This is a genomic window from Rugamonas apoptosis (genome assembly GCF_014042355.1).
GTDB lineage: Bacteria > Pseudomonadota > Gammaproteobacteria > Burkholderiales > Burkholderiaceae_D > Rugamonas > Rugamonas apoptosis.
This window is the reverse complement of sequence record NZ_JACEZU010000003.1, coordinates 339,928-355,373: the sequence shown is the minus strand read 5'-3', so window position 1 is coordinate 355,373 and position 15,446 is coordinate 339,928. Positions and strand designations below refer to the sequence as shown.

General features: G+C 66.2%; 9 protein-coding genes. 4 read left to right on the top strand and 5 right to left on the bottom strand.

All coding sequences use genetic code 11. From position 1 onward, the window contains the following. The first annotated feature begins 200 nt into the window (after positions 1 to 200). The 3 genes from H3H39_RS08205 to H3H39_RS08195 are packed head-to-tail and all read left to right on the top strand — an operon-like array spanning position 201 to position 6,219. Positions 201 to 2,330 carry a TonB-dependent receptor gene (locus tag H3H39_RS08205; RefSeq protein ID WP_182152866.1) on the top strand — a complete coding sequence of 710 codons (2,130 nt, stop codon included), beginning with the start codon at positions 201 to 203 and terminating at the stop codon, positions 2,328 to 2,330. 21 nt (positions 2,331 to 2,351) lie between these two features. Beyond that, positions 2,352 to 4,571, top strand: coding sequence for a beta-glucosidase family protein (locus tag H3H39_RS08200; RefSeq protein ID WP_182152865.1), 2,220 nt, complete (start codon positions 2,352 to 2,354; stop codon positions 4,569 to 4,571). Positions 4,572 to 4,611: 40 nt separating this feature from the next. Next, a complete protein-coding gene (locus H3H39_RS08195) occupies positions 4,612 to 6,219 on the top strand; it encodes a carboxylesterase/lipase family protein (RefSeq protein WP_220461468.1) in 1,608 nt (535 codons plus the stop codon). A gap of 56 nt (positions 6,220 to 6,275) precedes the next feature. Here the strand turns inward: H3H39_RS08195 and H3H39_RS08190 are convergent, their stop codons facing one another. Genes H3H39_RS08190 through H3H39_RS08180 form a run of 3 tightly spaced genes read right to left on the bottom strand, consistent with a single transcriptional unit; the run spans position 6,276 to position 8,593 of the window. Then, on the bottom strand, positions 6,276 to 7,064 hold the full coding sequence (locus H3H39_RS08190; protein ID WP_182152864.1) for a DeoR/GlpR family DNA-binding transcription regulator: 789 nt from the start codon (positions 7,062 to 7,064) through the stop codon (positions 6,276 to 6,278). After that, positions 7,061 to 7,540: a heme-degrading domain-containing protein gene (locus H3H39_RS08185; RefSeq protein WP_182152863.1), complete on the bottom strand. Its 480-nt coding sequence runs from the start codon at positions 7,538 to 7,540 to the stop codon at positions 7,061 to 7,063. The genes H3H39_RS08190 and H3H39_RS08185 overlap by 4 nt, the downstream gene beginning before the upstream one ends. Positions 7,541 to 7,552: 12 nt before the next feature. Then, positions 7,553 to 8,593, bottom strand: a complete 1,041-nt coding sequence (locus H3H39_RS08180) for an oxidoreductase (RefSeq protein ID WP_182152862.1) — start codon at positions 8,591 to 8,593, stop codon at positions 7,553 to 7,555. 282 nt (positions 8,594 to 8,875) lie between these two features. Between H3H39_RS08180 and H3H39_RS08175 the strand changes: the two genes are divergently transcribed. After that, entirely contained in the window at positions 8,876 to 9,673 is a 798-nt protein-coding gene (locus tag H3H39_RS08175) for a substrate-binding periplasmic protein (protein WP_182152861.1), read from the top strand. Here the strand turns inward: H3H39_RS08175 and H3H39_RS08170 are convergent. Then, complete coding sequence (locus H3H39_RS08170; protein WP_182152860.1) at positions 9,663 to 12,215, bottom strand: EAL domain-containing protein; 2,553 nt, start codon at positions 12,213 to 12,215, stop codon at positions 9,663 to 9,665. The two genes, H3H39_RS08175 and H3H39_RS08170, sit on opposite strands and share 11 nt — an antisense overlap. Further along, the gene (locus tag H3H39_RS08165; RefSeq protein WP_182152859.1) at positions 12,212 to 15,232 is read right to left on the bottom strand and encodes a response regulator; all 3,021 of its coding nucleotides are present in this window, start codon (positions 15,230 to 15,232) and stop codon (positions 12,212 to 12,214) included. The genes H3H39_RS08170 and H3H39_RS08165 overlap by 4 nt, the downstream gene beginning before the upstream one ends. Positions 15,233 to 15,446: the final 214 nt, after the last annotated feature.

Genomic DNA, 15,446 nt, shown 5'->3' with positions numbered 1-15,446 from the left:
CCCTGCAAACCACGCAAAACCGCCAAGGAATCATGGAGAAAACCTCCACACCCACGTACATTACCCGCGTAGTTTTACAACAAAAGTGCTTGACTTTGATTGATCGCAAATATACATTTCACAACGAAAAACCGAAAGAATAGTCGGTAAATGCGCAAAACCTCGTCACACCAGAAACTACAAAAGCCCAGGAGACCACCATGCCAGACCACACCAGCTTCAAGAAGACCGCCATCACCACCGCCGTCCTGCTCGCGCAGGCAGGCGGCGCGGCGGCCCAGGCGCCGTCCACCAACGGCCAAATCCAGGAAGTCATCGTCACCGCCCAGCGCGTGGCCCAGCCGGCATCCAAGACACCGATCGCGCTGAGCGTGGTGTCGGGCGACGAACTCAAGGCCGCCGGCGCGGTCAATGCCTCGAACTTGACGGAATTGGTGCCCAACGTGCAAATTTCGAACAACGGTGGCGCGACCGTGATCTCGATCCGCGGCGTGAGCAGCGCCGACACCACGGAAAAAGGCGATCCCTCGGCCGCCTTCAACATCGATGGCGTCAACCTGGCCCGCCCCCAGTCGGCCGGACTGGCGTTCTACGACCTGGAGCGGGTGGAAGTGCTGCGCGGTCCGCAAGGCACGCTGTATGGCCGCAACGCCACGGCCGGCGCCATCAACCTGATCACCAACAAGCCGGCCGACAAGTTCGAAAGCAGCGCCGCCATCGAGCTGGGCAACTATGCGGACAGGAAGTTCGACGGCATGGTCAACAGCAAGGTCAATAGCGTGCTGGCGATCCGCGCCGCCGTCGCGAAAAGCCAGCACGATGGCTACATCCGCTCGACCCAGCACTTCGCCCACGATTATGACGATGACGACAGCCTGTCCGGCCGCCTGCAGGCCAGCCTGAAATTCACGCCCGACCTGGCCTTGCTCCTCAGCGCCGATGCCAGCACGCTCAAAGGCGCGGGCCCCGGCACTGTGCTGTACGACACCGTGCTGCACCGGACAGGTAGCGCACAGCGCACCGACACGCCATCGGTACCCGGCACCTACAACAACCGCGCGCGCGGCACCAGCGCCGAACTCAAAGCCAACCTGGCCGTGGGCGAACTGACCTACCAGGTGGCGCACCGCAACTACGATCGCGATGAAATCGCCCCGATCGGCGAGGAAGTGGCCGGCGTCGTCAGCGCCGATAGCACGACCGTTGGCAGCTATACGCAAACCTCGCACGAACTGCGGCTCGCTTCAGCGTTCGGCGCGTGGAAGACCATAGGCGGCCTGTATCTGTTCAAGGAACGCTCGGCCATCGACGCCCGCCTGCGCCATTTCCCGGACGTGGGCTTGCTGGTCTTCGCGCAAGACCCGACCATCTCCAAATCCAGGGCCGCGTTTGGCGAAGCAACCCTGAGCATCGCTCCCGGCCTGCACGTGATGGCCGGCCTGCGCCGCACCTTCGACGACAAATCGCGGCTGGGGCAGACCATCATCGGCGACCCGCCGTTCTACAGCAGCACCAACGACGCCAGCGTCTCCTACGCACAGACCACGGGCCGGGTCGGCATCGACTACCTGCTGGCCAAGGACACCATGCTGTACACCACCCTGTCGACGGGCTACAAGGCGGGCGGCTTCAACGATGGCACCACCGCCACCAACCCCTACCTGCAATACGACCCCGAGCACCTGACAGCGCTCGAAGCGGGCATCAAGGGCCGCTTCCTCAACAACCGCCTGCAAGTCAACGCCAACATCTTCGCCTACGACTACAAGGACCTGCAATTGACGACGGTGATCAACGATCCCCTCACCGGCGCCCCGCTCTCGCAGACCCTGAACGCCGCCAAGGCCAGCGTCACCGGCGCCGAACTGGAAGGCAAATTCGTGGTGAGCGAGTCGGGCCGGCTCAATTTCTCGGCCACTTACCTGGATGCCCACTTCAAGAACTACATGCCGAACGCCACCAGCAACTGGGCCGGCTTGCGGCTGGCCAAGTCGCCCAAGGCCACGCTGGGCTTAAGCTACTCGCACCAGCTCTACCTGGAAAGCGGCGCCTCGCTCAGCGGTACGATTGGGACGCACTACTCGTCCTCGTATGTGCTGAACGACTACGTGAATGCCGAGCAGATCACCCAGCCCGCCTACCACCTGAGCGACGCCAACCTCAGTTACGCGCCGGCCAGCGACAAGTGGATGCTGCAGGCTTACGTGCGCAACATCACGAACAAGACCGTCATCACCGACTACGCGGCCGCCTCCTCCGGCTATGCCGCCACGGTGAGCCTGGCCGCGCCCCGCACGGCCGGCGTGCGCCTGACCGCCTATTTCCAGTAACGGCGGCGCATCGAGGACACCATGCAATTGACACGCACACGCGCGGCTGCGGCCGCGCGCACACTGGCGCTGGCGCTCTCGGTGGGCGCCTGCGCGGCGGCCGGCGCCGCGCCACCGGAACGGCCATGGATGAACACCGCCCTGCCGGCCGACGCCCGCGCCCAGCTACTGGAACAGGCGCTCACACCGGACGAGCGGCTGGCCTTGCTGCACAGCCCGATGGCCACGGAGTTCGACGGCACGCCGCGTCCACCGGGCTCGCTGGGCTCGGCCGGCTACGTGGCCGGCGTGGCGCGCCTGGGCCTGCCGGCGTTGAACGAGACCGACGCCAGCCTGGGCGTCACCAACCCGGACAACGTGCGCCCCGGCGACACGGCCACGGCACTGCCCTCCGGCCTGGCGCTGGCGGCCAGCTGGAACCCGCAACTGGCCCGCGCCAGCGGCGCGGCCATCGGCCGGGAGGCGCACGCCAAGGGCTTCAACGTGCTGCTGGCCGGCGGCGCCAACCTCGCGCGCGACCCGCGCGGCGGGCGCAATTTCGAATACCTGGGCGAAGACCCGTGGCTGGCCGGCGTGATGGCCGGCACCTCGATCGCCGGCATCCAGAGCGCGCACGTGGTATCGACCGTCAAGCACTTCGCCCTCAATCCCTACGAGACAGGGCGCGACCATTACAGCGCCAACATCGACGCGGCGGCCCTGCGCGAGAGCGACCTGCTGGCCTTCGAGCTGGCCATCGAACGGGGCCAGCCGGGCGCCGTCATGTGCGCCTACAACAAAGTGAACGGCGCGCACGCGTGCGAAAACGACTACCTGCTGGGCGACGTCCTCAAGCGCGACTGGGCTTATCCGGGCTGGGTCATGTCCGACTGGGGCGCCGTCCACTCGACCGCCGCCGCCAGGGTGCTGGATCATGAGTCCGGCGAGCAGCTCGACACGCAGGTGTTTTTCGGCGAACCGCTCAAGCAGGCGGTGGCCGCCAGCGCCATCGCGCCGCAACGCATCAGCGACATGGTGCGCCGCATCCTGCGTTCCATGTTCGCCGCCGGCCTGTTCGACCATCCGCCGGCGCCCGCCAAGGTTGACTACCCGGCCCATGCCGGGCTGGCCCGCCAGGTGGCGGCCGAGGGCATCGTCCTGCTGCGCAACGAACGCGCCACCTTGCCGCTGTCGCGCCAGGTCAGGCGCGTGGCCGTCATCGGCGGCAATGCCAGCCTGGGGGTGCTGAGCGGCGGCGGCTCGTCGCAGGTGACGCCAACGGGCGAGGCACCGCTGACCATCGCGCTGGGCGGCAACACGGTGCTGGACACCCTGTTCCGCCGCGCCACCTGGTTCGCCTCGCCCCCGCTGCAGGCGATCCGCGCCCGCGCGCCCGGCGCCGAAGTGGTCTTTGACGACGGGCGCTACCCGGCCCGGGCAGCCGAACTGGCGCGCGGCGCCGACGTCGCCATTGTCTTTGGCACGCAGTGGTGCGGCGAAGCCGAGGACGTGCCGGACCTGAGCCTGCCGCAAGGCCAGGATGCGCTGGTGGCCGCCGTGACGGCCGCCAATCCGCGCACCGTGGTGGTACTGGAGACGGGCAACCCGGTCGACATGCCATGGCTGGCCGCCAGCGCGGCCGTGCTGCAGGCATGGTATCCGGGGCAGGAAGGTGGCGAGGCCATCGCCGACGTCCTGTTTGGCGTCGTCACGCCGTCGGGCCGACTGCCGATGACCTTCCCCAGGTCCGTGCGCCAGTTGCCGCGTCCCGCGCTGCCCGGCCCGGGCCAGGCCAGCAGCGATGCCGCCTTCGATATCGCGTTCAACGAAGGCGCCGACGTCGGCTACCGCTGGTTCGCCAGGACCGGCGAACAGCCTCTGTATCCGTTCGGCTTTGGTCTGTCCTACACGACGTTCGCCCACTCCGGCCTGCAGGTGCGGGGCGGCCGCACGCTCACCGTCAGCCTGGACGTGGCCAACACAGGCAGCGTGGCGGGCGCCGACGTACCGCAGGTCTACCTGAGCGCAGTGGGCAACCAGCCCATGCGCCGGCTGATCGGCTGGGACAAGGTGGCGCTGGCGCCCGGCGAACACCGGCGGGTGAGCATCGAGGTCGATCCCCGCCTGCTGGCACGCTTCGATCCGCGCGCGAACCGCTGGCAGCTTGCCGCCGGCGACTACCGCGTGATGGTCGGCACCTCCGCCAGCGATGCGTCGCTGGAAGGCACGGCCAGGCTGGCCGCGATGACCATCAAACCCTGAACCACGATCCCTCCCACACATCTTCGAGACAGGAATACACATGACATCAACTGCACAAGCAGGCAACCGCCGCACCTTGCTGCGCCTGACGCTTAGCGCGTGCGCCGTCGCCGCCTTCAGCATGGGCGGCGACAGCTGGGCCGCCGCCACGGCCACCGTCGCGATCGAGAGCGGCAAACTACAGGGCGTGGCCGCCAATGGCGTGGTCTCCTACAAAGGCATCCCGTATGCCGCGCCGCCGGTAGGCAACCTGCGCTGGCGCAAGCCCCAGCCGGCACCGGCCTGGCGCGGCGTCCGGCGGGCGGAGCACTACGGCCACGACTGCATGCAACAGCCCTTCGACGGCGACGCCGCACCGCTGGGCACCACCCCGGCCGAGGACTGCCTGGTGCTCAACGTCTGGCGCCCGCTGGCGGCCAGCGCGCGACCATTGCCAGTGATGGTGTGGATCCATGGCGGCGGCTTCGTGAACGGCGGCGCGTCGCCATCCACCTATGCCGGCGATGCATTCGCCAGGCAGGACGTGATATTCGTCAGCTTCAACTACCGCCTGGGGCGCTTTGGATTCTTCGGCTTCCCCGCTTTGAGCAAGGCCGATGCCGATCATGGACTGCTCGGCAATTACGGCTACATGGACCAGATCGCGGCCCTGCAATGGGTGCAGAAGAACGTAGCCGCGTTCGGCGGTGACCCAGCCAATGTCACGCTGTTTGGCGAATCGGCCGGCGGCGGCTCGGTGCATATGTTGACGACCTCCCCCATGGCCAAAGGCCTGTTCGCCAGGGCCATCATCCAGTCCGGCGGTGGCCGCGACAACTTGATGGGCAAGCGCGACCTGCGGCATGACCAGCCGGAACTGCCTTCGTCCGAAACACTGGGCCTCGTGCTGGCCAGGAAGCACGGGATCACAGGCACGGGCCCCGCCGCCCTGGCGCGCCTGCGGGCCTTGCCGGCGCAGGCGCTGACCAATGGACTGAACATGGCGACAATGTGGGAGGCCGACGATTACGGCGGCCCCATGATCGACGGACGCATCGTGCGCACGTCGCCACAGGAAGCCTGCCTGGCGGGCAGCCAGGCCAGGATACCGCTCATGATAGGCGCCAATAGCGCCGACATCGGCTTTGGCGATGCCCGCAGCAAGGACGAGGCGTTCGCCGCATTCGGCGACCATGCCACAGCCGCACGGGCCGCGTATGACCCCGATGGCAGCGCCGATCTCGCATCGCTCAACATGGTGATCGGAGCCGACCGGATGATGGTGGAGCCGGCCCGCTTCGTGGCCGCCACCGTCTCGAAACAGGGCTTGCCAGTGTATGCCTACCGCTTCTCGTACGTCGCCGACTCGATGCGCACGCAATGGCCCACTGGCGCCCCGCATGCGACCGAGATTCCCTACGTGATGAACACGGTGACAGCAAAATACGCCGGCGCCCTCACCGACCGGGACGCGGACGTCGCCAGCCAGGTCAACCGCTACTGGGCCAATTTCGCCAAGACGGGCAATCCGAATGCGGCAGGCTTGCCCGAATGGCCGCGCTACGACGCGCACCAGGACACGCTGATGAACTTCGACGCCGACGGCGTGCCCAAGGCCCAGCCCGACGCATGGAAAGTCCGGCTGGACCTGACGGCGGCCACGCAATAGCGGCCGCCCCGGCGCGCTGCCACGTGTCCTCGCCCGCCATGCGGCGCGGACACAGGTTACTGCGCCAGGTCGTGTCCCGCGACGATAAGCTGGACGCCGACCTCGGCCAGCGCCGCGACGATGGCGGCCGGCGGCGGCTGGTCCGTCACCAGCACGTCGATGGCGTCAAACGCGCACAGGCGATGCATGAACGCCTTGCTGAACTTGGAACTGTCGGCCACCACGATCACCTGGCTGGCTTGGCCCATCATGGCTTGCTTGAGCGACGCTTCCTCGTCCGATGGACAGGTCAATCCCAGCAGGTCGATGGCGCAGGCGCCGAGGATCAGCTTATCGAACTGGAACTGCGCCACGCCCTGTCGCGTTTGCGCCCCTTCCAGGCTGCGCTGCCAGGCATTGAAGCGGCCACCCAGCACATGCAGTTCCACGCCCTCCGTCTGGCCAAATGCCTCGGCCACGTCGATCGAATTGGTCACCACGTTCAACGACGCCGCCGTGGTCGCGCGGGCCACCGCCAGCACCGTGGTGGACGTATCGAACAAAACGCGCTCGCCATCGCACAGCAGCCCGGCGGCCGCGTGGCCGATGGCCTGCTTGGCGATGGACGCGCCCGTGCGCTGGGCGTATTGCTCCACCTGCCGGCTTTGCGGCGGCAGCACCGCGCCGCCGCGCACGCGCAGCGCGCGGCCGGCCGCATCCAGCCGCACCACGTCGCGCCGGGCCGTATCGCGCGTCACCCCGAACAGCTTGCAGATATCCTCGATGCCGATGCGGTAGTGCTGATCCAGGTAAGAGCGGATCGCATCGAGCCGTTCCGCCTGGGGCAGCGTGCCTTGCCTGTTCATGGGCGCGAACCCAGATAGGCGCGCAGGACGGACGTCACCAGTTCGTGATCTTCCTGCTGCGGCAAGCCGGACACGGTGACCGTGCCGATCACGCCGGTGCCGCGCAGGGCCAGCGGGAACGCGCCGCCATGCGCGGCGAAATCGGCCGGATCGACGCCGCTGTCGGCCTCGAAGGTCTTGCCCTTGCTGCGGTATTGCGTGCCCACGTGCCAGGAGCTCCGGCCATAACGCTGCACCACGTTGTTCTTGCGGCGCACCCAGTGACCGTTGTCAGGCGTGGTGCCGGCCATCGCGTGGTGGAACAGCTGGTGGCCGTGACGGGTGATGTCCACCGTGATCGCCTTGCCCAGTTCATGGGCGCGCTCCACCAGCTTCAAACCCAGGGCCAGCGCGTCGCCGTTCGAGAACGCGGAGAACTGCAATTCCTCTTCCTCGCGCACCAGCGCCGCCAGCGTGTCGCTGTAATCTACCTGCATGTCGTCCTCTCCTTAAGCGAAATCGATGGTGCGGCGTTCCAGGTGGCTACGGTAGGCGCATTCGATCACGCGCACCACGGCCACCGCATCTTCGGCCGCCACCGGCGCCGGTTTTCCTTCGGCGAGTGCCTGATGGATGCCGCCATAATAGAGCCGGTAATCGCCGGGGATGGAGGCCACCGTGCGGCTGGCGCCATCGGCGCTGGTGACGGTGGCGTAGTTGGCTGGCAGGTCGTGGCCCCAGCCCGCGTCGCCGGGCCGGGCGCCGCCCTTCAGCGCATCCTCCTGGGTATCGACGCCGTATTTGATAAAGCTGCCCAGCGTGCCATGGACTTCATAGCGCGGGCCGGGCGCGCGCACCAGCGCACTTGCGTGCAGCACGGCCTTGCGGTCGCCATAGTCCAGCACCAGTTCGAACGCGTCCTCCACTTGCGCGCCTTCGCGCTGGATGGCTACCTGCGCCGTGACGGCGCGCGGCAGGCCGAACAAATGCAAAGCCTGGTCGATCAGGTGCGAGCCCAAGTCCCACAGCACGCCCGATCCGGGCTGCGCCAGCCCCTTCCAGCCGGGCTTCACTTGCGGCGAATAACGGTCGAAGTGGGCGCGATAGGTGTGGATAGGGCCAAGCTCGCCCGCTGCGACCGTTTGGCGCAGCGTGAGGAAGTCGCCATCCCAGCGCCGGTTTTGATAGACGCTCAGCAGCAGGCCGTTTTCCCTGGCCAGCGCCACCAGCTCGTCGCCCTCGGCGGAGGACAGCACGAATGGCTTGTCCACCACCACATGCTTGCCGGCCTGCAGCGCGGCCTTGGCCAGCGCATAGTGGCTGGCGTTGGGCGTGCAGACCACTACCAGGGCGATGGCGGGGTCGTCCAGCATCGCTTGCGGCGTGTCGTCCAGCGACACGCCTGGGTAAGCGCGCGCCACCTGGTCCCGGTTGGCGCTGCGGCTGGAAATGCGGGCCAGCGTCAAACCTGGCGTGGCCACGATCATCGGGGCGTGGAAAATGGCGCCGCCTAAGCCATAACCGATCAGACCTACGTTATATCGCTGCATGATTCCTCCCGTTTTATGCAAATCGCTTATTTATTATAAGTCATTTGCAATATCATGCCATATTGAGGCACTGCGAGTTGGCGACGTCCACCAACCCAATGCCGTCCGGCGACCAATGAAGTAGATTCTATGCAGTACACATCCGACTGAGGCGTGCCGCCCCGGCACCGCGTGGGGCGGCCCAACACCGGCATGCTTGACAGACAGTCAATCGCACCCCTTACAATAGTGTGGTAGCCGGCGATGGCGTCCCATCGCGCGATACACCGTCTGGAGGTTGCCATGCTGTTGGTTGGATACATGAGGAAGACACTTTGCCTGATCGCGGCCAGCCTGTGCCTGCTGACCGGTACCGCGCACGCCCAGACCCGCATCGTCGTCGCCAGCGAGACGTGGGACCGATTGCTCTATCTTGATGCAAAGAACGAGCCACGCGGTATTTTTGCCGAATTCATCGCCCGCATGAACCAAGTCCAGGATAAATTCCGCTTCGAACTGAATATTTACCCGCGTGTACGGCTCGACCAAGTGTTCATTAACAAGGAAGCCGACGTCTATCCCTTGCGCACCACGGTCTGGACCGCCCCGGCGCTCAACCTGCTGGCGACCCGCACCATCCTCGCCACCGGCGACGTCTATGTCGCCCGGCGCGACAACGCTTATGGCGGGCATAAAGTGTTCGCCGACATGAAGACCAGGCAGATCGCGGGCGTGCGCGGCTATCACTACGAACTCTTTGGTAACAATCCGGACGAAAACCACATCCGTACGCACTACCATGCTGATCTCGTGCCGAACAATGAGGCCGTCATGAAAATGGTGCTGGCCGGCCGCGCCGACCTGGGCATCGTGCCCGAGGTGATCGTCGCCAAATATCTCGACGAACCACGGCTGCGCGAACAGCTCATCGTGCACGAACAATTCGACTCCCATGTCGAACTGTCCAACCTGGTCAGGAAAGACGGCCCCATTTCCGTGGCGGAGATGGATGCCATCGTCGAGCTCCTGATCAAGTCCGGCGATGTGGCGCGGCTCAGAGCCAGACTCAGTATCCTGTCCGGGGCGTCATTCAAAAAATAGGCGGCTGCTGCGCATAGCGGCCCAAATACTCGCCGGCCGCGACAGCCGGCATCGGCTTGCTGAGCAAATATCCCTGGATCACATCGCATCCCTGCGCGCGCAGATAGCGCGCCTGTTCCGGCTGCTCCACGCCTTCGGCAATAATTTCCAGCCCCATGCTCTTGCCGAGCGCGATCACGGCCCGGACAATGGCGGCATTGCCGCTATTGTCCATCATGCCGCGCACGAAGGACATGTCGATCTTGAGCTTGTGCACCGCCAACTGCTGCAGGTAGGACAACGAGGAATAGCCCGTGCCGAAATCGTCGATGGACAAGCGCACCCCCAGCGCGTGCAGGTCGGCCAGGGTCTTGAACGAGAGCTCGCGCTCAAGCATCACGCAGCTTTCCGTGATCTCCAGTTCCAGCTGTCCCGGCGCCACGCCGGACACATCGAGCGCGCGCCGCACGGAATCGAACAGATTGCCGCGGCTGAGCTGGACGGCGGAAATATTGACCGCCGTGTGCCGCGGCGCGATGCCCGCCTCGCTCCACTGGCGGATTTGCCGGCAGACGGTTTCCAGTATCCAGTCCCCCATCTCCACGATCAGGCCGCACTCTTCCGCCAGTGGAATAAAGGCGTTCGGGGGCACGCTGCCGCGCGTTGGATGGGTCCAGCGCAACAGCGCCTCCATGCCCGCCAGCGCACCACTATCCAACGCCACCTGGGGCTGATAGTGCAGCGATAATTCGCCCTTGGCCAGCGCGCCGCGCAAGTCCGCCTCCAGCGCCAGCCGTTCGCGCGCGCGGCCGCTCATCTCGGGCGAGTGGTAGCACAGCTGACCGGGCCCCTTGCCCTTGGCCTGGTGCAGCGCCGCGTCGGCGCTCATTTGCAAGGCTTCGACGTCGCGCCCGTCCAGCGGGTACAGGGCGATGCCGACACAGGCATCCACATAGACCTGCCGCTGGTCCAGCAGGTAGGGACGCGCCAGCGTGTCGATGATGCGCTGCGCCAGCAGATCGGTCCCGATCGCCCGTTGCTGCGGCTCCAGGATCACGCTGAACTCATCGCCGCTGACACGCGCGATCGCCTCGCAGGACGGCAGCAGCTCGCGCAGCCGCTGCGCCACCTCGGTCAGCAGGCGGTCGCCGGCGCTGTGGCCCAGGCTCTCGTTGACGATCTTGAAGTTGTCCAGGTTGATGTGCAGCAGCGCGAATTCCGTCTGGCCGTGCTCACCCTGGCGTATCGCGCGCAACAACAGTTCGCTCAGCAGCGCCCGGTTGAACAGGCCCGTCAGCGGATCACGGTGGGTGAAAAACTCCAGCCGCAATTCAGCCTGGCGCCGCAGCGTGATATTGGCGTAGGAGCCGCGCAGGCCCAGGTCCTGGCCGTTGGCATCGCGCACGCGCCTGGCGACATGCTCGACCCAGCGTTCGCCGCCGTCGCGATGGCGGATCCGCACGGCCAGCGGCATACCATCCTGCCGCGGCGCGCCGGGGCCGAACTGGGCCCAGGCCGGCAGATCGGCCGGTTCGATGATCTTCTCCATCAAACCGGCGTCCGCGAAGAAGTCCGCCGGCGCATAACCGGACACGTCGGCGCAGGCCGGGGACGCGTACAGATAAATGCCATCGGCCGACAGCCAATACTCCCAGTTGGGCGAATAGTCGGCCAGGATGCGGTATTTTTCCTCGCTCTTTTGCAGCATGGCGGTGCGCTGGCCGACCTGCCCTTCCAGGAAACGGTACAGCCGGTTCAACTCCAGGTGGGTGCGCACGCGCGCGCGCACTTCGTCGACGTCGAACGGCTTGGTGATGTAATCGGCCGCGCCCAGTTCGAATCCTTTGAGCTTGTCTTGCTTGCTGGCGGCCACCGTCACGAAGATCACCGGGATGCGCTGACGCTCCGGCAAGCTCTTGATGTGCTGGCACACTTCGTGGCCGCCGACGCCGGGCATCATAATGTCCAGCAACACCAAGTCCGGCGGTGGCGACGATCGCACCAGTTCCATCGCCTTGCCGCCGTTGCTGGCGACCAGCACGCGGTAGTCGTCGCGCAGCAGTTCAAGCAAGCAGTGGATGTTTTCCGGCACGTCATCGACCAGCAGCACGGTGGGCACGTCCATCGGCGCCTGCCCCAGCTCGGTCTTGAACAGCACCGTGTCTTCCCGGTAGCGGCGCAGCGTCAGCTGGGTATTGAGGCGCAGCAGCAACAGGTCCGGATCGATCGGTTTGGTGATGTAATCGGCGACGCCCAACTCCAGGCCGCTGCTGACATCGGCGGCATCGGCCAGGCTGGTGACGAAGATGACGGGAATCCGGGCCGTGGCCGGATCGGCTTTCAGGTGCGACAGCACCGTATAACCATCCATGCCGGGCATCTTGATGTCGAGCAGGATCAAATCGGGCTGCGGAAAACGGCGCGCCAGCTCCAGCGCCTTCTCGCCCGAGGTGGCGGCCGTCAGCGCATAATGGGCGCCCAGCAGGTGCATCAGCAAATGCAGGTTTTCGTGGACATCGTCGACCAGCAGGATACGGGGGCGATACGGTTGGGGTAGGCTCATGTTGGCGGTAGGTTGACTTGTTGCGGGGAGGCGGCCGCGGCGGCCCATTGATCGACCAGGGCCTTCGCCAACGCCACGGCGGCGTCGATCTCGAACCCGTCGGCACGCGCGGCGATGTCAGCGATGCTGCCCGCCCAGGCCGTCCCCACCAGGGCGGCGCGCAATTCGGTGAGCAGGGTCGTGGCCCGGCCCAGGTCGAAGTCGAGCGCCGTGACCAGTTCCGTGGCACGGTTCAGTAGCGCGGGATTGATCGCGCCGGCGCCGGACGCCGGCCCACCGCTATCCATGTCGACGTCGAGGCGGGCGATGTCGGCCACCACGGCGTCCAGCGCGGCGCACATCGATGCCAGCGCGCCGGCGTCCGGCGTCTGCCCCTGTCTCAGCGCGGTGTGGATGCGGGACAGATGCTCGAACAGGGCGCTGGCCCCGATATTGCCGCTGACGCCGGTCAGCGCGTGGCACAGGCTTTCGGCCTGCTCGCGTTCCTGCCGCGCCAGCATGTCGCACAGGGTGCGGCCGGCGTGGCCATAGTGTGCGCTGAAACGCTGCAATTGCTTGCGGTAAGCGGCCGCCTTGCCGCCGATGCGCCGCAGGCCCTCGCGCACGTCCAGGCTGGCCAGGCCCAACAGATCGGGCGGACAGGGCCCACTGGCCGGCGCCGCCACCGCGCCGGTGCTGGCGCCAGCCTGGCGCGTGCCGGTCCAGCGCGCCAGCGTGGCCAGCAGGCGTGCCGGCGCGATCGGCTTGGTCACGTGGTCATTCATGCCGGCTGCCTGGCTCTGCTCGGCGTCATGGGCCATCGCCAGCGCCGTCATGGCGATGATGGGCAACGCCGCGTAGCGCTCGCCGGGCAACGCCCGGATCTGGCGCGCCGCCTCCAGCCCATCCATCACCGGCATCTGCACGTCCATCAGCACCGCGTCGTATTGTCCCTGGCGCACCAGATCCACCGCCTGGCGACCATTGACGGCTTCGTCGACCAGCATGCCTTCGCCGCGCAACAGCTCGCGCGCAAATTCACGGTTGATGTCGTTGTCTTCCACCAGCAGCACGCGGGCGCCCGCCAGCTCGCCGGCCGCCGCGTCCGCCACGGGCCGGTGCGGTTCCTCGTCGCCCAGGATGCGCTTGCGTCCCAGCACCGACAGGATGGAATCGAGCAGCGTCGAGGGCGACACCGGCTTGACGAGAAAACCATCGACCGCGGCTTCCTGCGCCAGCCGGAACACGTCTTCACGGCCATAGGCGGTGACCATCATGACCTTGGGCGTCGGGCGGATGCGCTGGTCCGCCCGCAAGCGACGGGTCACTTCATCGCCATTCATGCCCGGCATACGCCAATCCATCATCACAAGGTCGAACGGATGGTCGCCCGCCGACGCCAGCATGGCCAGCGCCTGCGCGCCACTGGTGGCGACGGCCACATCGAGATGCAGGAAGCGCAGCATGTCCCCCAGAATTTCGCCGGCCGAGGGACTGTCGTCCACCACCAGCGCACGGATGCCCTTGAGCAGCGGGCCGACAGGATCGACCAATGGCGCGTCGGCCGTCGGCGTGGCCGCGGGCAGGCCGAATGTGAGTGTGCAGCAAAACGTGCTGCCCTGGCCAGGCGCCGAGCGCTCGACCCAGATCCGCCCGCCCATCATTTCGGCCAGTTGGCGGCTGATGGCCAGCCCCAGCCCGGTACCGCCAAAGCGGCGCGTGGTGCTTTGGTCCGCTTGCGTGAATTTCTCGAACAGGCGACGCCGCACCTCGTCAACCATGCCGATCCCGGTGTCGCGTATCGCCATTTCGATGGTGATGCCGTGGGCGTCGCTGGCGAGCGCGCGAAACCGCAATTCAACCTCGCCCTGCTCGGTGAACTTGATGGCATTGCCGCACAGGTTGAGCAGAATCTGGCCCAGGCGCAAGGGATCACCGATCAGCGTGGGCGGTATGGCCGGGTCATAGCGGATCAAAAATTCCACGCCCTTGGGTTCGGCCTGGAACGCGACCGTGCTCGCCAACTGCTCCAGCACCGTATCGAGCGCGAACGGGATCGCCTCAATGTCGAGCTTGCCGGCCTCGATCTTGGCGAAGTCGAGAATGTCGTTGATGATGGCCAGCAGGGACATGCTGGCGCTTTGCGCCTTGCCGAGGTAGTTCCTGACGGCCGGCGGCAGATCGGTCCGCATGGCCAGGAACAGCATGCCGAGGATGGCGTTCATCGGGGTGCGGATTTCGTGGCTCATGTTGGCCAGGAACTGGCCTTTCGCCAGGTTGGCCGATTCGGCGGCATCCTTGGCCAGCCGCAGTTGGGCGGTCCGCTCCGCCACGATGCGCTCCAGATTATGGTTGACGTCGCGCAGCGCGTTCATGGACGCATACAGCTGCACGTGACTGTCGTTCAGCGCCGTCACCAGACGGCCCAGCTCATCCTGGTAGGGGTAGTGGAGGCTGGCGATCTGCGCCGAACTGTCGCCGGCGCGCCAGCTGGCCAGCGCACGCGCAATATCGGTCACGCTGTTGGACAGGCGAAAACGTATCGTCCAGTAAAAGATCAGCCACAGCAGCGTGAAGCCGAGTACCGAACTGAACACGGTGACGAACAGGCTGTATTTGATGCGTTCCCACAGAATACCGTGGTTGGCGAACAGTTCCAGTTGCCCAATCGCCGTTTGGCGGCCTTCGCGCTGGCCGTGCACCAGCATCAGCCGCGCTTGCCTGAACGGACGCAAGGTGTCGCCGCCGCCGGCCAGCGCCACGCCGGCGCCATTGCTGATCCGCACACCGGTGACAATCGCATTCTGGCGCACGCCGTCGACGATGGCCGCCAGGCGCGCGCTGTCGAGCTCCCACACGGCCTGCGTCACGCCCGGGGTGATGGTCCTGGCCAGCGTCGTGAGGTCGTCGCCGATGGCTTTGCTGGCGGACGCATATTGTATGCCCAGCTGCAACAGCGTCAGGAACAGCGCCGACAACACATACCACGGCAACATGGTATGGAATAAGCGGCGCGCCAGCGTTTGCGTCAACAACATAAACTCCCCAGCGCGAGATACAATTTCCGGCCACAGGCACCCCTCCCCTGATCGCCCCCGGCCATTCTAGCCCGGCGTCGCAACAATTGAAAACAAAACATGCATCAATACAATTTTGTGCCGGGCGGCTGGTCATTGCCACGACCAACTCGACGCCATCGTACGCATGCGCGTATCGCCCCAAGCGCGCGCCCACGGCGCACCGGGCTGCCGC